Annotated in this window: 15 protein-coding genes; 7 read left to right on the top strand and 8 right to left on the bottom strand. The window is 38.2% G+C overall.

Annotated elements, in window-relative coordinates; translation table 11 throughout:
• Nucleotides 1-257: 257 nt before the first annotated feature.
• Nucleotides 258-2,060, bottom strand: coding sequence for an LPXTG cell wall anchor domain-containing protein (locus ACSU6B_RS17075; protein ID WP_410886993.1), 1,803 nt, complete (start codon nt 2,058-2,060; stop codon nt 258-260).
• Nucleotides 2,061-2,347: 287 nt separating this feature from the next.
• Here ACSU6B_RS17075 and rluF point away from each other — a divergent pair, with 287 nt between their 5' ends.
• Both rluF and ACSU6B_RS17065 read left to right on the top strand, forming a co-directional pair.
• Nucleotides 2,348-3,055 carry a 23S rRNA pseudouridine(2604) synthase RluF gene (gene rluF / locus ACSU6B_RS17070; protein WP_410886991.1) on the top strand — a complete coding sequence of 236 codons (708 nt, stop codon included), beginning with the start codon at nt 2,348-2,350 and terminating at the stop codon, nt 3,053-3,055.
• A gap of 44 nt (nt 3,056-3,099) precedes the next feature.
• On the top strand, nt 3,100-3,639 hold the full coding sequence (locus ACSU6B_RS17065) for a helix-turn-helix domain-containing protein (RefSeq protein WP_088084837.1): 540 nt from the start codon (nt 3,100-3,102) through the stop codon (nt 3,637-3,639).
• A gap of 91 nt (nt 3,640-3,730) precedes the next feature.
• Here ACSU6B_RS17065 and ACSU6B_RS17060 read toward each other — a convergent pair whose 3' ends face one another.
• A complete protein-coding gene (locus tag ACSU6B_RS17060; protein ID WP_410886989.1) occupies nt 3,731-5,278 on the bottom strand; it encodes a flavin monoamine oxidase family protein in 1,548 nt (515 codons plus the stop codon).
• 328 nt (nt 5,279-5,606) lie between these two features.
• Between ACSU6B_RS17060 and ACSU6B_RS17055 the strand changes: the two genes are divergently transcribed.
• Nucleotides 5,607-6,524 carry an aldo/keto reductase gene (locus tag ACSU6B_RS17055; protein ID WP_410887046.1) on the top strand — a complete coding sequence of 306 codons (918 nt, stop codon included), beginning with the start codon at nt 5,607-5,609 and terminating at the stop codon, nt 6,522-6,524.
• A gap of 364 nt (nt 6,525-6,888) precedes the next feature.
• On the top strand, nt 6,889-7,668 hold the full coding sequence (locus ACSU6B_RS17050) for a LysM peptidoglycan-binding and 3D domain-containing protein (RefSeq protein WP_410886987.1): 780 nt from the start codon (nt 6,889-6,891) through the stop codon (nt 7,666-7,668).
• A gap of 95 nt (nt 7,669-7,763) precedes the next feature.
• On the opposite strand, the gene ACSU6B_RS17045 is transcribed toward ACSU6B_RS17050, so the two are convergent.
• The 5 genes from ACSU6B_RS17045 to ACSU6B_RS17025 all read right to left on the bottom strand — a co-directional run bounded on the left by ACSU6B_RS17045 (nt 7,764) and on the right by ACSU6B_RS17025 (nt 14,311).
• Entirely contained in the window at nt 7,764-8,537 is a 774-nt protein-coding gene (locus ACSU6B_RS17045) for an IclR family transcriptional regulator (RefSeq protein WP_410886985.1), read from the bottom strand.
• A 165-nt stretch (nt 8,538-8,702) separates the two neighbouring features.
• Nucleotides 8,703-9,890, bottom strand: a complete 1,188-nt coding sequence (locus ACSU6B_RS17040) for an amidohydrolase (RefSeq protein WP_410886983.1) — start codon at nt 9,888-9,890, stop codon at nt 8,703-8,705.
• A 53-nt stretch (nt 9,891-9,943) separates the two neighbouring features.
• Nucleotides 9,944-11,542: a glucose PTS transporter subunit IIA gene (locus ACSU6B_RS17035; RefSeq protein ID WP_410886981.1), complete on the bottom strand. Its 1,599-nt coding sequence runs from the start codon at nt 11,540-11,542 to the stop codon at nt 9,944-9,946.
• A gap of 245 nt (nt 11,543-11,787) precedes the next feature.
• A complete protein-coding gene (locus tag ACSU6B_RS17030) occupies nt 11,788-13,266 on the bottom strand; it encodes a tagaturonate reductase (protein ID WP_410886979.1) in 1,479 nt (492 codons plus the stop codon).
• Nucleotides 13,267-13,426: 160 nt separating this feature from the next.
• The gene (locus ACSU6B_RS17025) at nt 13,427-14,311 is read right to left on the bottom strand and encodes an AraC family transcriptional regulator (protein ID WP_410886977.1); all 885 of its coding nucleotides are present in this window, start codon (nt 14,309-14,311) and stop codon (nt 13,427-13,429) included.
• A gap of 197 nt (nt 14,312-14,508) precedes the next feature.
• Between ACSU6B_RS17025 and ACSU6B_RS17020 the strand changes: the two genes are divergently transcribed.
• The 3 genes from ACSU6B_RS17020 to ACSU6B_RS17010 all read left to right on the top strand — a co-directional run bounded on the left by ACSU6B_RS17020 (nt 14,509) and on the right by ACSU6B_RS17010 (nt 18,520).
• Nucleotides 14,509-16,014: a UxaA family hydrolase gene (locus ACSU6B_RS17020; protein WP_410886975.1), complete on the top strand. Its 1,506-nt coding sequence runs from the start codon at nt 14,509-14,511 to the stop codon at nt 16,012-16,014.
• Between the two features lie 74 nt (nt 16,015-16,088).
• Nucleotides 16,089-17,102 (top strand): zinc-binding alcohol dehydrogenase family protein, encoded by a 1,014-nt coding sequence (locus ACSU6B_RS17015; RefSeq protein WP_410886973.1) that lies wholly within the window; start codon nt 16,089-16,091, stop codon nt 17,100-17,102.
• Between the two features lie 152 nt (nt 17,103-17,254).
• Complete coding sequence (locus ACSU6B_RS17010; RefSeq protein WP_410887044.1) at nt 17,255-18,520, top strand: MFS transporter; 1,266 nt, start codon at nt 17,255-17,257, stop codon at nt 18,518-18,520.
• 90 nt (nt 18,521-18,610) lie between these two features.
• On the opposite strand, the gene ACSU6B_RS17005 is transcribed toward ACSU6B_RS17010, so the two are convergent.
• A complete protein-coding gene (locus tag ACSU6B_RS17005) occupies nt 18,611-19,315 on the bottom strand; it encodes a GntR family transcriptional regulator (RefSeq protein ID WP_410886971.1) in 705 nt (234 codons plus the stop codon).
• Nucleotides 19,316-19,359: the final 44 nt, after the last annotated feature.

Genomic DNA, 19,359 nt, shown 5'->3' with positions numbered 1-19,359 from the left:
GTGATTAGAAGAACTTTTTGTTCTATATAGAGAACAAAAACATTGATATCATACACCCTAGAAAGAAATTAACATGTGATCTCAGGAAGCTCTGGTTAATTGCTGTTAAGTTGGGAAAAATTTGCGATTTATTTATGAAATTTAATGAACTGAATAATTCGGTAAAAAAAATGAGCGTAATATTGACAGTGTCAATATTACGCTCATATAACATCCATTTTAAACTGGTAATCTTGTATTCTCTTTTTAAGGAACGGTTAAACCCTTTTCCTTCTAATTAATACGAATACTGAGCCCGCTGTAACCAAAAGCAACCCAAAGATAAGGTAATTATAGGTATTTGAAGCTGTAATCGGCAGTGAATTTGCCTTATCTGACACTGCAGCTGTATAAATTACATTTTCTGGTTTAGATTCAGCCAGTTTTTGTACTTCTGTTTCAGTGGTTGGCGATGGTACTTGCCCATTTTCAACTGGAGGTGAAGTTACTACATCTCCTCCATTACCGCTATCTTGTGGCGGATTTTCATTTTCTCCTGCAGGCGATGTTACCGGGTCTCCTCCATTATCTCCGCCTTGTGGCGGATTTTCATTTTCTCCTGGAGGCGGTGTTACCGGGTCTCCTCCATTATCTCCGCCTTGTGGCGGATTTTCATTTTCTCCTGGAGGCGGTGTTACCGGGCCTCCTCCATTATCTCCGCCTTGTGGCGGATTTTCATTTTCTCCTGGAGGCGGTGTTACCGGGCCTCCTCCATTATCTCCGCCTTGTGGCGGATTTTCATTTTCCCCTGGAGGTGGTGTTACTGGATCTCCTCCATTATTTGGATCTGGCTTGTCATCATTATTAAACAAATTCACAAAAAATGTAATCCCTAAAAAACTGCTCATTGTTGTCTCAAAACTTTGTAATTCTTCATTAAAATGAACCATTGCTGAATTTTCAACAACAAGATTTCCCCAATCAAATTGCTTCTCATATTTATGTTGAGGTGCATCGCTGATTTCTGTACCATCTAATTTAAACTGATGATAATACAAATCAACCAACTCATTATTTACGACAATTTCTTGGAATAGTTTTACCATACTGCTAACGGAATCCTTGACAATCTCAACATAGTTTCTGGTTGTTACACTCACTCCAGTTTCTACGATTTTCTTTAATGTATCGACCACTTTACTTTTGACCTCTGCTGTTTGGGTTTGTTCCACCTTTGCAGAACCAGAAGTGCTCAAATATTGATTTTGCAGTGCTTCTATTGTGGTTTGCTGCTTCTGATCATCCACCTTTGTTTCAGAGGCGCTAAGCTGCTGTCTTTGGTTGATGCCCACGCCTGTTAACTGCTCCTGGAAGAAAACAGCTTGTTCTTCTGCGGTTATTGATTGTGACTGGCTTGTCTGAGTATTTGTCCCTTGATTTTGTGATAGAGGATCTCCTAAAGGTAAAGTGACCTCTTGAGTTTGACCAGATGTTACATCGATCTCCTGCTTTTGGTCTGCGTCTACTTTTTCAGACGAAATACCTGATTGCAGTTGACCAGCCTCTATTTTAGTGATTTGGCTTTGGTCTAAGTCTCCATTTACATCACTATCAAGTTTGTCATTACAGGAAACAGATGCACTGACGGATTGCTCTTGACAAACTGCATCATTCGCCACTTGGTTTTGGACAACCTCTGCCTCACCATTTACAACTTGTGATTGATTACCGTATGTGTCTGTTGATTGGTTCTGATCCATAGTATCTTCAGAAACGGCATCTTTCTGTTCACTTGTGGCAGGCATATCTTGTCCTGCATCTGATGGTGCAACTTGATCCTGCCCAGCCGTATTTTCATTTTGCTGTTCGGTAGATCCAATTGGTTCTTCTGCTAGTGTCGATGTCTGACTTAATTCGACATCTACAACTTCCTCCGGCGAATCTGATGGAATAGTAGCCTCTGCGTACCCAGCAATGCCATCATTAGCAGCAACTATTTCATCTGCAGCTGCATACCCAGTATGTAATCCCATTGTAGAGAATTGGAATAATAAAATAGCAAGAACGAGCTTTTTAAGCATCCTTTTCCCTCCCTTCAAATAAAATATATCGAACGTTAGGTTCATTATATGGAACAGAATTTAAAAATAAAATCCCTGTTTTTTGGCGTTTTCCACTATAAAGAACACTTTTTGTTCACTATAATACGTTTTTCTTTCATTTTCTTATATTTTCAATTTTTAAAATCAATGGTTTAAAAGATCATATTCTATAAAAAACATAAAACGGTGTCAGGCACCGAGGACTTGAAAAAAGGCCAGCAGTTGGGTATGGTAAACTTACAATTCTCCACTTAAGGGTGTGTATCATGCGTATTAATAAATTTATTAGCGAGTCTGGCAAGGCATCTAGAAGAGGAGCAGATAAGTTAATTAGTGAAGGAAGAGTTACGATTAATGGGAAAGTTGCGGTGATCGGGAGCCAGGTTGAGCCCGGGGATGATGTCCGTATTAGCGGCAGCCCAATTAAAGTGGCTAAAAACTATGTCTATATCGCTTTAAATAAACCCGTTGGGATTACCAGCACTACAGAAAGGCATATAAAGGGAAACATCATTGATTTGGTCAATCATCCCTTACGGATTTTCCATATTGGCCGCTTAGATAAAGAATCAGATGGGTTAATTCTCTTAACGAATGATGGAGATATCGTTAACGAGATTTTACGTGCCGAAAATAAGCACGAAAAAGAATATATCGTGACAGTCGACAAACCGATTACACCTGAATTTTTAAAGAGGATGGCAGCGGGTGTGGAAATTCTAGATACAAAGACATTACCATGTAAAGTAACGCAATTGTCTAAATATGTATTTCAAATCATCTTAACACAGGGGCTAAATCGGCAAATCCGCCGAATGTGTTCTGCCCTTGGCTATGGAGTTGTCAGGTTGCAGCGGACGCGAATCATGAATATTCATTTAGGCAATCTACCGATCGGACAGTGGCGCGACCTATCTAAGAAAGAACGCAATCAATTGTTTGCAGAATTAAACTATCAGCCGAAAGAATGGTAAAATAGAATTATGTTTTTTATTTGGAAACCTTTGAGGTGGATCATTTGGATATTGGATCAAAAATCCGTGCAATACGAAATAGAAAAAAAATCACCATTGCGCAAATGTGTGAGGGGACTGGACTTTCAAAGGGATTTATCTCAAATGTCGAGAACAATAACACCTCACCATCGATTAGTACTTTGCAAACCATTGCAACCTTTCTTGGTATCCCTTTACCTTATTTATTATTAGAAAAGAAGCAGCATATGCGCGTCGTTCGAAAGGCTGAAAGGACTCACTCCACCTTTAACCATTTGAAGGTTGAGCATCTAACCTCCAAAGGTGGATTAAGAATGATGCTGGTCGAATTCCCTGCTGGTGCTTCCATGGGTGAATTAAATGCCCATGAAGGAGAAGAATGTCATTTGGTTTTGGAGGGAAAAGTCCTGGCCGAACAAGGCGAAGACTCGATGATCATTGACGAAGGCGATTCCTTCAGTTGGAACGCTAGTGTCCCGCATTTCGTAAAAAATATTGGTGATGGTAAAGCTGTTGTGTTAATTTCCATCTATTCTGATAGCGAATTAAATGACATTTTCTAAAAACGGTTAGCTTTCCCTTAGAAATTCACAATAAAAAAGGCTGACAAAGAGGAACAACAGATTCCATATTTCTCATCCTTTTTTATTTTCCCTAATCTACTTTCATATCATTGATTACTTCATGTGCTGCCCTCTCACCAGTCTCGACCGCCCCATTTAAATAACCAGGAAACTTAATCGAAGTGTGCTCACCGGCAAAGAGGATATTGCTTTCCCGCTCTCCCAAAATACCAGCAAATTTCGTATATTGGCCAACTTTCCAATAGGAATAAGCTCCTTTACTCCATTGGTTACTTAGCCAATGGTCTACGGTTGCTAAACCATTCCATTTATTATTACTTCCAGGCAATACAGGGTCAAGCTTGTCCAAAAATTCTTTCGTCTTCTCTTCTAATTCTCGATCTGTGTAAGCAAGCAGTTGCGCCGCTGTTTCACCTCCTAGGAAGTTAACAAGAATTCCTGAATTACCTGGTTGAGATCGAGAGGATTCAAAGGTCTGTTGATAGCCTGTATCCGCAAATGTTTCACCATTATTTCCAAGCACATTCCAGAACCGATTAACAAATTGTACATGAAGTTTTGTGTTTACCCCCATTCCGAGCTCTTCAATTGCTGTTTCTTTTAACGGACGAAATCTTGCATTCTGATAATCTATCGTTCTTAAAATACTAAAAGGGAGAGCAAGAATAACTTTATCGGCTATGACCTTCCATTCCCTTTCTTTATTTCGAAAAACGAGCGTTATTTGATTTTGAATGGACTGTTCAATCTTAATCAATTGGGCATTACATACGATTTGACCATGAAGTTTTTTTGCTAATAAAGCAGGGAGCTGGTCATTCCCACCCCTTATATGAAAGCACTCATCTGAATCACCATACATTCGAAAGGGCTCATTTTGTGCAAATCCTAACATATAAAGTAGATTTAAGGCACTTTGCTGGTGAGCATCAGCTCCATTTTCAATGGAATAGGCAAGGGCAAGTAATTTACCAAATCTTGAATGGATGCCTTCTTGTACGGTTTCATTGATATAATCGACTATAGACATATGATCGAGTTCAAATCCTCGCTCAGTATAACTATTATAAAGGGTCGTTTCACCCACTGCTTTCAGATCCTTTTGTAGTTTAGGGAGGATTCTTATAAAATCATTCGTTACTTCATCAAAGGAATAAGGGCGTTGATCAAAAAAATAAAATGGTTTGGTGTCAACCGGTTCTGCCATGATTAAATTATCTAATTCTAATCCCAACTCTTTGGCGAGTTCTTGAATTTCGATATGGCAGGTATCTATTAATTCCCCGCCACGCTCGACAATTTGCTTGTCGTTGAAGTACCCTCTTCTTGTCCAACAACGTCCCCCAACCCGATCGGTCGCTTCATAAATAGTTGATGTGATCCCAGCCTGTTTAAGTCGATACGCACTCGTGAGACCTGCCAATCCCGCTCCTACAATGACGATCCTAGGGGCAGCCTTTCCACCCTCATTCGTATACTTTTGTGGCGTGAGTAGAGCCTTTTGTAAATGATTATTATCTAGTGTAATAGCTTGTCCAGTACATAATGGTTTCTTCATTTCAGTACCTGCCAACAAAAAAGATTTCTGCAGGATACTTGCCAATGGCGTTCGTGCCAAGAAAAACCAGCCCCTTTATGCAAAAATAAAACCATGCTAAATGATCGATTAACTATCGTGTAATAGTAATTACAAATAAAATATGCATGGTCTGTTGATTTGCTTGAGGCAAGAAGCCTGTTTCCAGATTTATTTTTTACCGCTACTTCGATATGGCTGTTGCCGCTACTGTTTAAAAATTGCCTATTACTAAACCCATGTGTCAAAATAGGGAAGAATAGGTAATAATAGTTTCACTCATTCTGGTAATGATGTTGGAAGAAATAGTCGAAGTCTAATTACATACCGACATCATTCGCCAAGTTCTACAAATTGGAGGAAACAAATGATGAGAACCATTAAATTAGGAAGCAGTTCACTAGAGGTGCCTGTCGTAGCTGTTGGCTGCATGCGTATTAACTCTTTAGAACAGCCTGAGGCTGAGCGCTTTGTCCAAACCGCACTAGAAGAAGGGGCTAACTTCTTCGACCATGCGGACATCTATGGCAGCGGAACATGCGAAGAAATTTTTGCAGATGCCATCCACATGAACGCGGAAATTCGTGAAAAAATCATCCTGCAATCCAAATGCGGTATTCGCAAGGGAATGTTTGATTTTTCGAAAGAATATATTTTAGAATCAGTTGACGGAATATTGAAACGGCTGAACACCGAATATCTTGACGTTCTCCTTCTGCACCGCCCTGATGCACTGGTCGAACCTGAAGAGGTGGCAGAGGCCTTTGATAGCCTTGAGAGATCGGGGAAAGTGCGCCATTTTGGTGTCTCCAATCAGAATCCGATGCAGATCCAACTGCTCCAGAAATTTGTAAAGCAACCACTTGTGGCTAACCAACTGCAATTAAGTATTACCAACGCCAATATGATTTCTAATGGGATCAATGTAAACATGGAAAATGATTCTGCAATTAACCGGGACGGCAGCATCCTCGATTTTTGCAGACTAAATGATATTACCATTCAACCTTGGTCTCCATTCCAATATGGATTCTTTGAAGGAGTATTCCTTGGAAACGACAAATTCCCAGAATTGAATCAGCAGATCGATGAAATTGCGGCCAAATATGAAGTGAGCAACACGACCATCGCTACCGCCTGGCTTTTACGTCATCCGGCCCACATGCAGCCTGTGATCGGAACGATGAATATCGACAGGTTAAAGGACTGCTGTAATGCAAGCCAAGTTCAGTTAACACGTGAAGAATGGTACCGTATCTATCGTGCAGCAGGCAATATTCTCCCGTAAATAAACACTCCAAAAAACAGGCACAGCGAATGCTGTGCCTTGTTTAGATGGGAAATTAGTTTTTAAAGCAAAAAATAAATGGTATTTAAGGAAAATAATAGGATGATATAAACTTCAAATTCATTTTATGTAACACTATTGTAAAAATAGAAGTAACGCGCCCAGATAGGACTACTACTGGGTCTTTTGCATTTTAGGAGCCTTGAAGGGTGGTATTTTCAAATTATTAGATGAATTTAGAAATATTATCGCAATAATATTGCCACGGATGTAAACGATTTAACATCTCCCTGTTCTTTGTGTCAGAAAATTCTATGTTACGATGATAAAAACTTAGCAACCAAAGAACATGGAGGGTAAAAGAATGCTTAAAAGAATTATATCAATAATAGCAGTTGCTGTACTCTCAGTAACTGTAAGTGCTAATGTACAAGCTGCAACAGTAACAGTACAAAAAGGAGATACCCTTTGGGATCTATCACGCGCAAATAATACATCTTTAGAAAATATACAAAAGTTGAATCATCTTACTACGGACCTAATTCACCCTGGAGACGTACTAACCATTGCACCAGAAAAACATTATGCTGTTAAACAAGGTGACACTTTATGGGACATTGCCATGGATTATCAGGTAACTGTTTCGCAACTTAAAGAATGGAACAAATTAACTACCGATCTCATCCATCCTGGATTAAATCTATTAATCTATGAAGGTTTAAATACGACTAATACTACGGTAACAGAAAAACAAACGAAGCCTGCTGCACCTACAGCATCAGCAAAGCCTGCAGCGCAAGCACCAAAGGAAAGTGAACCCGCGGTAGAAGCTGCATCAACTACTAATACAAGTTCAAGGGAAATTACAGTGAAAGCTACAGCCTATACAGCTTCGTGTGAGGGATGTTCTGGTACTACGGCAACTGGAATTAACCTTATTGATAACCCAAATAAAAAGGTCATCGCCGTTGACCCATCTGTTATACCGCTTGGCAGTAAAGTTTATGTAGAAGGCTATGGTGAAGCAATCGCTGGGGATACAGGTGGAGCCATTAAAGGCAATCGAATTGATGTCTTTATTCCTGCTGAACAAGATGCCATCAATTTTGGGGTAAAACAATTAAAGGTAACCATTTTAAACTAACATACCCGTAAGTTAGCCAGAAGATTCAAAGGACCCGAAATATCATTTCGCGGTCCTTTTTCATTTAACATAACGAAGATCAATATGTCCATTCTTCAATATTTGTTATTAAAGTGCTGGTTAATTGTTTGACATGTATGAAGGAGGGCAGCCGCTAGCTTCTCTTCATTGCCATAAAAACGAATGGAGGGGAGCGGAATCGAGATAGCGCTTAAATTTCCCATTCGATCAAAAATAACTGCGCCCACTGCACAAATTCCTTGAATGTGCTCTTCCCTGGCAAAAGCTACTCCCTCTTTACGAACCACTTCTAATTCCTTTAGCAGTTCATACCGGCTTGTAATGGTCTGATCATTGAACTGTTGCATATCCACCGGTAACAATTTCTCAACCTCAGCTATAGGTAAGGAGGCCAATATCGCCTTTCCGTTTGCCGTGCAATGTAATGGAAAAGACGCACCAGGTTGTGAAGTTGCTTGCAATGGATGCGGTGCGATTATTTGATCCACAAAAAGCACCTTACTGTTATCTAAAACGGACAGGTCTACCGTTTCATTAACTTGACGTGATAGTTCTATTAAAAATGGCCTGACTTCTTCTCTTAAATCACTCTGGACCGCAGCCGCTAGCAATGCAATCTCTGGCCCAAGACAGAAACCTTCATTAGCGGAAGCTGCTGCAACTAACCTCTCCTGTTCAAGAGCAGTCACAATTCTTTGAACCGTCGATCTGGCCAGACCTACTTCTTTAGCAATTTTCGATAGGCTTAATCCTTTTGGATGGTCTCTAAGAGCCCTTAGTATTTTAGCCGCACGAGAGATCACTTGAATATTGGATGTTTTCGTTTGATCCTGTTTATCGTTGTTCAAAAATATGAACTCCTTCCTCCAATCTATTCATTCTATTATAACTGAAATTGGTCAAATGGCATCCAGTTTCTACAAAGGTGGTACTAATATAGTGTCACTGTCCATGCAAAAAAACCTATCACATACTGAATCTAATGGCGGATGTCATAGGTTTTTTTTAATTTTTTAATCTAATTGATAATAACTGCAAACCACTTGTCCAACAGCTTTAGCAGCTACTAGGAGTGCATCTTCATCGATATCAAATTTTGGATGATGATTGAAATAAGGATTTTCTACTCCTTTTGGTGTACATGCGATGTAAAAGAAACAGGCAGGGAATTTTTCAGCATAATAAGCAAAGTCTTCGGATGGAGACATGGCTGGAAATTCGTTTACTTCTTTTATATCTTTATCATTCATGCTTCGTAAACTTTCTGCAACCATTGCCGTAAGCTCAGGGTTGTTGTATAAAGGTGGATAATCTGGAGCATAAGTAAGCTCGCATGTTACACCAAATTCTTCTTCAATTCCTTTTACAATCCGTTTAACTTCTTTCTCAATCGTTTCTTTTGTTTCTACAGTCATATACCGAATATCACCTTCAAGTTCGACGCTGTCCTTGATCACGTTGAATGTACCTTTTCCATCAAAAGATCCGATTGTGATCACACCGACATCGAATGGACTTAATCTGCGGCTAACAATGGTTTGAGCAGCTGTAACAAAATGTGCAGCAGCAACAATGGCATCGTTAGCTAAATGAGGAGAGGAACCATGTCCACCTCTTCCTTGAACTTTCAATTTCATGTAAGCTCGTCCATTGAAGGAATACCCCGCATGATATCCTACTGTTCCCGCAGGTCCCATCGGTAGCAAATGAATGCCATAAATGGCATCTAAGTCGTCAATCAAGCCAGATTCGACAATACTTTTTGCCCCACCTGGCGGAACTTCTTCTGCATGTTGGTGAATAATTTTGATGGTACCTGGGATGGAGTCTTTTAATTGAATTAAGCAATCAGCTAAAACTAACAGGTAAGCTGTATGTCCATCATGTCCACACGCATGCATAACGCCTTCATTCTTTGATTTAAACGGTACATCCGTTTCTTCTACAATTGGAAGTGCATCAAAGTCAGCGCGAAGACCAATGGTGTTTCCAGGTTTTCCACCTTTAATCGTTACAATCATACCATAACCATTTCCAACATTCGTTTGGATGTCAACATCTTTCCCTTTATAAAAATCTGCAATATACTGAGCCGTTTTCTCCTCTTTAAAAGAGATCTCAGGATTTTCATGTAAGTGGCGGCGGATTTCGATTATTTCTTCCTTACGTGATTCTAACATGCTTATTAATTCACTTTTCATCCTGTTCGTCTCCTTTTTTGATGGCAAAAAGAGTCGGAATAAATATATTCCATTTATACAACCAGCTTGATTAATTCACCTTTTGCCTGGACTTTCCCATCTATGGCTGGGACAACATCAACATATTGATTGGTATTAGTGATGACTACAGGAGTTTTTACATCAAAGCCTGCAGCTTTAATTTTTTCAATGTCAAATTGAATTAGCAAGTCGCCCTTTCTCACTGTATCCCATTGTTTTACTTGAGATGTGAAAAATTGTCCTTTTAAATTAATGGTATCAACCCCAATACAAATTAAGATTTCAGCCCCACCTTCTGATGTAATCCCAATGGCATGCTCGGTTGGAAATAGAGTGGTAACCGTTCCATCAACGGGTGAGATCACTTCACCGTTTGTGGGTTCAATCGCAATTCCTTTACCTACCGTCTCAGTTGAAAAAAGCGGATCGCTAATTTCACTTAATGGAACAATTTCCCCGCTTAATGGACTTAAAATGGTTTCTCTCTTTACATTCGCTAGTCCAAATTCTTTCGCCGTTTTGGCAGGGACTGCGTCGCTTTTCCCTTCATATCCAAATACAAGTGTCAGAACCAAAGCGATAACTAAAGCCGTTAAAGTCCCCATTAAATATAGTCCGATTGGTGTAAATACAGGAATCGACAAGAAACTTGGGAGAGCGAATGCCGTCCCTTTTACTTCAAATGCCCCATTTATTGCTCCGCCAATTGCTCCGGCTACTGCAACAAAAAGCATCGTTCGTTTGTAACGTACTAGGATACCGTATGTGATGATTTCTGTTGTACCTGCCAAGGCACTAGGGATAAGCCCTGATCCAGCTAGCGTTTTCAAATTTTTATCTCTCGTTTTAAAGAACACCCCAAGCCCCATCCCGATTTGAGCAAAAGGAGCTGCTGATATCATCGCACTAAGCGGATCACCGCCAGTCGCAAGATTTGCAATAAATATTGGAATTATGGCCCAGTGGAGGCCTAATATAGTCAGGAATGACCATGCAGCTCCCATCACCGTTCCCGTTAACATTCCACTTTTTGAACTTAAAAATTTGATAACCACAGCTAAGGCCCCGCCCACATATGTACCAAAAGGACCAAATACGAGTACGGTTAAAGGAACAATCACCATTAATGAGATAAGTGGATTTAGAAACATTTGTAAGTCTTTATAAATTACTTTTTTCAAAAACTTATCTAATACGGAATATATGGAAACAGCCATTAATATTGGAAAAACGGTTGCAGAATAATTCGCTAATATAACCGGAATCCCCAAGAAATCTACGTTTTGAGCATTTGCTTCAACTAAACCCGTATAATGCGGTTCCAAAAGTGCTGCACCGATCGCACCACCAACATAGCCGTTGGCTCCAAGTTTTAAGGCTAATGTAATCCCTAGAAAAACGGGGAAGAAATAAAAAACAGCATGTCCAGCTGCAGAAAGAATGGCATAGGTTCCGCTTTTAGCAGACAACCATCCTAATGTCGATAAAATAGATAATAAGGCTGAAATTAATCCGGATCCAGCGAGTACCCCTAAAATAGGCGCGAAACTTCCACTGATTGCTCCTAAAATTTTATTCATGACTGTTTCTTTTTTTTCTATAGAAGCATCATTCGTATTAATCGCATTCATTTTTTGATCTCCTTGTTTGGAATTTCACCTTAGATAAAACGATTTTTTATAAGCAGAAACCTTATCTTATGATTTCCGAAAAGGTAGAATTCAAACGAAGATAATCTTTTTTTAAAAATTTTTTAAAATATATAAAAGAACCTCTCATTACCAAACGAGAGGCTCAAATTTTAGCAGTTATTTATCGCTGGGTGTGAAAGTAAAGTTCCCCTTGTTCTTACTCAATAACATTCTCCTTAGAAGGATCAGCCAACTTCAATTGTGGCATTCAATTTAGTAACCTCTTTAATAGCTTCTTTCATCCCATCATTTTCAATTTTAATGAGATAATTTGTCACAGCCTCTGTTAACATTGGCACACTATTTAGGTCCATACCCCAAACTTTTTCATATGCAAGTACAGACATAACAATTTGTTTTAGACCACTCTCTGTATCGCCATAGTTTTCCCATAAGGATTTATATAAATCTAAAATATCTTGATCATCCTGCAGTTGTATTTCTTCTTCCCCTCTTTTTCCCTTGTAGTAACTGATTAAGGCGCTAAGGGAGAAGGTTAATTTTTTGGGAAGTTCCTTCTTCTTGTCCAGATATTCAAGCAATGACGGTAAATCTCTTGTTTTAAACTTAGACATCGAGTTTAAGGCAATGCTGCTCAAATAGTGATTTACAAATGGATTCATAAACCTTTCAAGCACAGCTTCTGCAAAAAGCTTCAATTCTTGTTCCGGCAAATCTAAAACTGGAATAATTTCTTCATAAATTAACTCTTCCACAAACTTCTTGGTTATTTTATTTGTAACGGCTTCACCCACTGTTTCTAATCCGTATAAATAAGCGACAGGAGTCATGGCAGAATGGGCACCATTTAGAATTCTGACTTTACTTGTCCGATATGGAGTCATATCGCTGACAAATTTAACATCAAGACCTGCTTTATTAGTTGGAAATTCCTCTTTAATCCAATCTGGACCTTCAATGACCCATAAGTAGAATTGTTCTCCTACGACAACAAGATCATCTTGATATCCTAATTCTTCCGTGATTTCATTAATGGTGTCACTTGGATAACCAGGAACAATTCGATCAACAAGGCTACAACAGAATGTATTGGCTTCATGGACCCAATGAACAAATTCTTCTCCCAAATTCCAAGTGTGCGCATGTTGAAGGACGATTTTCTTCAGTTTTTCGCCATTTCGATCAATTAACTCACAAGGAATAATGATAAATCCTTTGTTTTTTTCTCCTTCGAATCTTTTAAATCGGTGATATAAAAGAGCTGTTAATCTCCCCGGATAACTTTTCTGCGGTTGATCGTCCAATTTATCATTTTCCTCAAAATAAATTCCAGCCTCGGTTGTGTTGGAAATGATAAATCTCAATTCAGGGTTTTCTGCCAACTCTAAATACTGGGAGTAATCTGTATACGTGTTAATTCCCCTGCTGATACAATTGATCACGCTATGCTCCCTAACAGCCTGCTTGTTCTTGATTCCTTGCAGGTAAAGTGTGTATAACCCGTCTTGTTCATTTAATTTATAAACCGTTCCATGTTCTCTTGGCTGAACGACTACTACACTTCCATTAAAATTTGCTTCTTTATTCATTTTGTCGATTTTCCAATCAACAAAGGCCCTTAAAAAATTTCCCTCACCAAACTGTATGACCTTTTCCGGATATTCTCTGTAATCAGCCCATGTTTCCTTCGTTAATTTTTGCATGTTATAAGCCTCCTCTTAAATCCATATGAAAACGTTAACATATTTATAAAAATATTGTATCATCAATAAACGGAATAAAAATCACAGTTTTTGCTATATTTATACCTTATTTTGATACTAAAACACCACAGGATATTTTGATCCTGTGGTGTTTTGATTTTTAAATGTTAGGAGTGTGGAACATTTTATTTTCTTTTCGATAATTAGCTGGAGTCATATCCATATATTTTTTAAAGATTCTATGAAAATGAGTCATGCTTTCAAATCCACATTCTTCGGCAATAAAGGAAACTGTATAATTCGTTTCCAATAAAAGTTCTTTGGCTTTAATGACTCTTTTATTATTTAGATACACGGTCAAGCCCATTCCGGTTATTTGTTTAAATACTCTACTAAAATGAGAGGTACTGACAAGGGCCTCTTTAGCAAGTTCGGTCAGGGCTAATGGATGACTTAAATTTTGATTAATATAGACTAAAATTTCTTTGACCCAATCTGGTCCATAGGTATTCGTTTCGATTAAGTGCTGTTTTTTATCCATTTGGGCACGATATAAGTCAAGTATGATCTGATGAACGAATAGCAATGAAGCATGTCTAGATCCCAGTTCATTTTTTACCGTTTCTTGAAAAATATTTAAGAGTTTTTCTTCCGTCTTCTGTTGATTCTCTAGTTCTAGGGATATTTTATAAGTTTTCATTTTTTTTGCCATATCAAACAAATTTAAATAAGAGAAAGAATCATCAAGTAAGACATTATAAATTAATGTTGGGCTGAAAAAAATAATGGTCGATGTTATAGGTTCATCCTTGTCAGGCATGGCCCGATGAATGATATTGTTCGGGATAAGGAATACATCACCTTGTTTCATGTCATAAAAAATATCATCGATGAAAAAAGTCCCTTTTCCACTATATACATAAACAATTTCATAATAATCGTGAATATGGTCAGCCAGTTCTTTTTGTGGACTTTTGGTATCTTGATAAATAAAAGAAAAAGGAAACAGTAAGTTACTGTTTGAAATTTTTGTTATCGTTTTCATATAGCTCATCACCCAATTGTATCTTATATCAAAAAAAGGTATAAATGAAGCAAAAAATGTAATTTTCATTTCAAATATTGATGGTAAGATGAAGAGGAATTGAAAATGAAAGGGTTTTCTATTGTTATATGTTCGTTAATATGACGAACGATTGTTAATACATTGTACTGACAATTAAAAAAGTTGGAGGAAATGAAATGAATAATGTATTTCAATTGAATGCAAAAGATGACGTTGTTATTTCCTTGCAAGAAATCCATAAAGGGGAAAATATTCAGATTCAAACGGAAGAAAAAGAAATACTAAATATCAATGTTTTAGAGGATATTCCAAAAGGACATAAAATTTTAGTTCGCCCTGTAAAAGAGAAAGGGGATGTTCTTAAGTTCGGATATTCGATTGGAAAAGCAAAAAGGGATATTTCCGTAGGGGAATGGATTCATACACATAATTTAGAAACTGGTTTACAAGGTATTTTGGAATACTCGTATCAACCATTAAGTCAACAGAATGGAATGAAAGAATCGGAGCATACCTTCCAGGGATATCTTCGTGAAAACGGGGAAGCTGGAATCCGCAATGAAATCTGGATTATTAATACGGTTGGTTGCATTAATAAAACATGTGAAGTACTTGCTAAAATGGCGAGTGAAAAGTTTAAGGATCGCGGAATTGATGGAATCTATCATTTCTCCCATCCATTCGGATGTTCCCAATTAGGGGATGATTTGTCTAATACACAAAAGCTGTTAGCTGCTTTGGCCCAACATCCAAATGCAGCCAGTGTCTTGATTGTTGGGCTGGGATGCGAAAATAACCAAATTGAATCTTTTAAAGAGGTTATTGGTGAATACCCTCCAAATCGCATGAAGTTCATGAAGTCCCAGGAAGTGGAAGATGAATTAGAGACTGGTTTAAGTTTAATGGAAGAATTAGTGGAGTATGCAGAACAATTTAAACGCCAGCCGGTACCCGTTTCAAAGCTGAAAGTAGGATTGAAATGCGGCGGCTCTGACGGGTTTTCTGGTATTACAGCAAATCCCTTAGTAGGAGCGGTATCTGACTTAATTGTTGCAGATGGCGGAACAACGATTTTGACAGAAGTCCCTGAGATGTTTGGGGCGGAAACAATCTTGATGAATCGCGCGGAAAATGAGGAAATCTTTAATAAGATTGTTCACTTAGTTAATGATTTTAAACAATATTTTATTCGTCATGAACAGGTAATTTATGAAAACCCTTCACCCGGTAATAAAGCAGGTGGAATTAGTACACTTGAGGAAAAATCTCTTGGCTGTACTCAAAAAGGGGGACACGCAGTCGTTGTTGATGTAAGTTCTTATGGTGAACGTGTAGTAAAACCTGGATTGAATTTAATCAACGCGCCCGGAAATGATCTTGTCTCTGTTACAGCATTGGCTGCAGCTGGGGCTCATATTGTATTGTTCACGACGGGAAGGGGAACACCATTTGGTGGACCGGTACCAACAGTAAAATTAGCGACAAATTCCGATTTAGCCAATCGCAAAAAGAATTGGATTGACTATAATGCTGGACAGTTGCTTGAGGGAAAAACCATGGATGAACTGAAAGTCGATTTATTCCAATATATTCTTGAAGTCGCATCAGGAGAAAAGAAAACTAATAATGAGAGGTTTGGTTTTAAAGAAATTAGTATTTTTAAAGACGGTGTAATTCTATAAGATAAATAAATTTCTAAAAATAGGAAGTATTATAGATTTAAATTATCTATTAAATTTAAGGAGTGTAATTCCCAATGAAAAGTATTGTTTGTGAACAACCGAATCAATTCAAAATGGTTGAAGTTGAACGGCCTGAGCTTAAAACGGGAGAAGCTTTAGTCCGCATCCGCCGCATTGGTATTTGCGGAACTGATTACCATGCGTACAGAGGAAACCAGCCTTTTTTCAGCTATCCCCGTACACTCGGTCATGAACTTTCTGGTGAAATTGAATCGATCGGTGAGAACCCTGCTGGCTTAAAGGCAGGGGATCAAGTATCAGTCATTCCGTACATGGAATGTGGTGAATGTATTGCCTGCAGAAATGGAAAAACGAATTGCTGTACAGATATGAAAGTGTTGGGTGTCCACATTGAAGGCGGAATGAGTGAATGGATCACAGTCCCTTACAATCATTTAGTCAAAACAGAAGGGCTGACACTGGACCAGTCTGCGATGATAGAACCTTTAAGTATTGGGGCACATGCCATTAGACGTTCTGAACTCAAGCAGGGAGAGTTCGTTTTAGTAATCGGTGCAGGTCCTATTGGTTTAGGTGTCATGGCTTTTGCTAAGCATGAAGGGGCAAAAGTGATCGCAATGGATGTAAACGAAGAACGTTTAGCGTTTTGCCGTGAATGGGCCCGTGTGGATTATACTGTGAACGCCTTGGAAAACCCGATTGAGAATTTGAAGGAAATTACTAATGGAGAAATGCCTACAGTTGTATTTGATGCGACAGGAAATATTAAATCCATGATCGATGCATTCAACTATCCTGCACATGGAGGAAAATTAATCTATGTTGGTTTAACTAAGGGTAATATTTTGTTCGATGACCCTGATTTCCATAAAAAAGAACTTACATTAATGGGAAGCCGCAATGCTACACGGGAAGATTTTGAATATGTAGTGAAGACAATACAAAATGGCGGAGTGGACATCGAATCGTATATTACACATCGTGCAAGCTTCGATGAGCTGATCAATCAATTTGAAGGCTGGTTAACTCCAGAGGCAAAGGTAATTAAGGCTATTGTTGAAGTGTAAAAGGTGATCTGGGGGTGCGAATGATTCCCATAAGGAATCATTTGCACATGATCAAGTAAATTAGAAAATCATTTAAAAGAATAAGTGGAATGATTTAGATATTACGAGAAAGCGTTAACAAAATTTTAGGGGGTAAATGAATGTTATCAAAAATGTTCACAAAAGATAAATTACCTGTAATGATTTTATTATTCATAGCTGGCGTAATCAATTATTTAGACCGTTCTGCATTATCCATTGGTGCTCCATTTATTAAGGAGGATTTATCATTATCAGCAACACAGATGGGAATCATTTTTAGTAGTTTTTCTGTTGGATATGCCATTTTCAACTTTATTGGGGGAATGGCTTCTGATAAATACGGTGCGAAACTTACTTTGTTTGTTGCCATGATCGTTTGGTCATTATTTAGTGGTGCTATTGCATTAGCCGTTGGATTTACAAGTTTAATTGTCATTCGTGTTTTATTTGGAATGGGTGAGGGCCCGCTTTCGGCAACCATCAGTAAAATGGTCAATAACTGGTTCCCAGCTGACCAACGTGCGTCTGCTGTTGGTTTGACGAATAGTGGAACACCTCTTGGTGGAGCCATTTCCGGACCAATTGTAGGTTTTATCGCCATTACATTCAGCTGGAAGATATCCTTCCTTTTTATTATGGTTTTAGGTCTTGTTTGGGCAATATTCTGGTGGAAATTTGTTAAAGAAAAACCTGCTGCATCTGCGGAAAAGTCAACTGTTGTAAAAACCGACCAGGTTCCACAGGAAAAACGTCCATTAACCTTTTATTTGAAACAAAAAACAGTATTATTTACAGCGTTTGCATTCTTTTCCTATAACTACATTTTATTCTTCTTCTTAACTTGGTTTCCAAGTTATTTGGTAGATGCTCGTCACATGGATGTTAAGGAAATGAGTGTTATAACAATGATTCCATGGATTGTCGGATTTATCGGATTAGCCTCTGGCGGATTTGTTTCAGATTTTGTTTTCAAAAAATTTGCAAATAAAGGTGTATTATTCTCGAGAAAAGTTGTACTTGTAACTTGTCTATTTATTTCAGCTGTTTGTATCGGAGGTGCTGGTCTTGTAACAACAACAGTCAGTGCGGTAACATTGGTTGCGTTTTCAGTATTCTTCCTATATTTGACAGGTGCAATATACTGGGCAATTGTCCAGGATGTTGTTGAGCAAAGCAATGTTGGATCTGTAGGTGGATTTATGCACTTTTTAGCGAACACAGCTGGAATTATAGGACCGGCTTTAACTGGATACCTTGTTGATAGATCCGGTTCATTTACATCTGCGTTTTTACTTGCAGGCGGATTGGCAATCTGTGCTTCCTTATCTGTAATCCGTTTTGTTCGTCCCATTAAGTATCCCAGCACTAACACGAAATCCGTAAAAATAACAGTATAACATTTAAAGAGACATTAAGTTCCAAAAAAAATCGACAGGTGCAGCCTGTCGATTTTTTCGCTAAATGATTAGGTACCCTATGAGGTCTAGTTAAGAAGTAAAATAGTCAGAATGCATTTCTATTACTACTGGTAATTCGTCTTTTTTATGGCTAAAATGGTACTGCAATAATTTCTCTGTTTCCTCCTCGTTATTGGAAAAAACGGCTTTAAGAATACTTTGATGTTGACTTACCACATTTTCCATATGGTTTGGTGTCTTTAACTCTAAGTATCGCATCCGATTCAAATGACCCCTCATTTGTGACACAACAGAAATTAATGTTTGGTTTTCAACTAGTTCCAAAAAAAGTTGATGAAATATCTCATCCAACTGCAAGAATTCTATACTTTCTCCCTTTAAAGCGGCTTTTTGTTGTTTTTTAATTAATTCAATCGCTTTTGCTTCAATATCTTTTTGACGTAAATCATCAGAATTCCAGTTTCTGGCTGCTGATTTGAAAGCACTTATTTCCAAACTTTCTCTTACAAACCGGGCTTCTTCCACTTTCTTTACTGATATTAAAGCAACTCGTGCACCTCGCTGTGGAATTATTTCAAGTAATTCTTCTTGCAGAAGCATTAAAAAAGCTTCGCGAACAGGCGTACGACTTACTCCTAAAGTAGCAGCAAGTTCACTTTCTGATAACATTTGCCCAGGCCTAAAGTTTAACGTAATAATTTCTTCCCGGATTTTAGTATAGGCTTTTTTTCCAAGTGTTTTTCTGTCATTTGTGGTGATACTTTTAAGACTCAATATGAAACCCCTTTATTCTTTTGTTATTTAGTATTCTTATATAC

Origin of the sequence: Neobacillus sp. C211 (genome assembly GCF_051842875.1) — a bacterium.
Taxonomy (GTDB): domain Bacteria; phylum Bacillota; class Bacilli; order Bacillales; family Cytobacillaceae; genus Neobacillus.
Note: the sequence above shows the minus strand (reverse complement) of the source record. Positions and strands in the feature narration are given on the sequence as shown.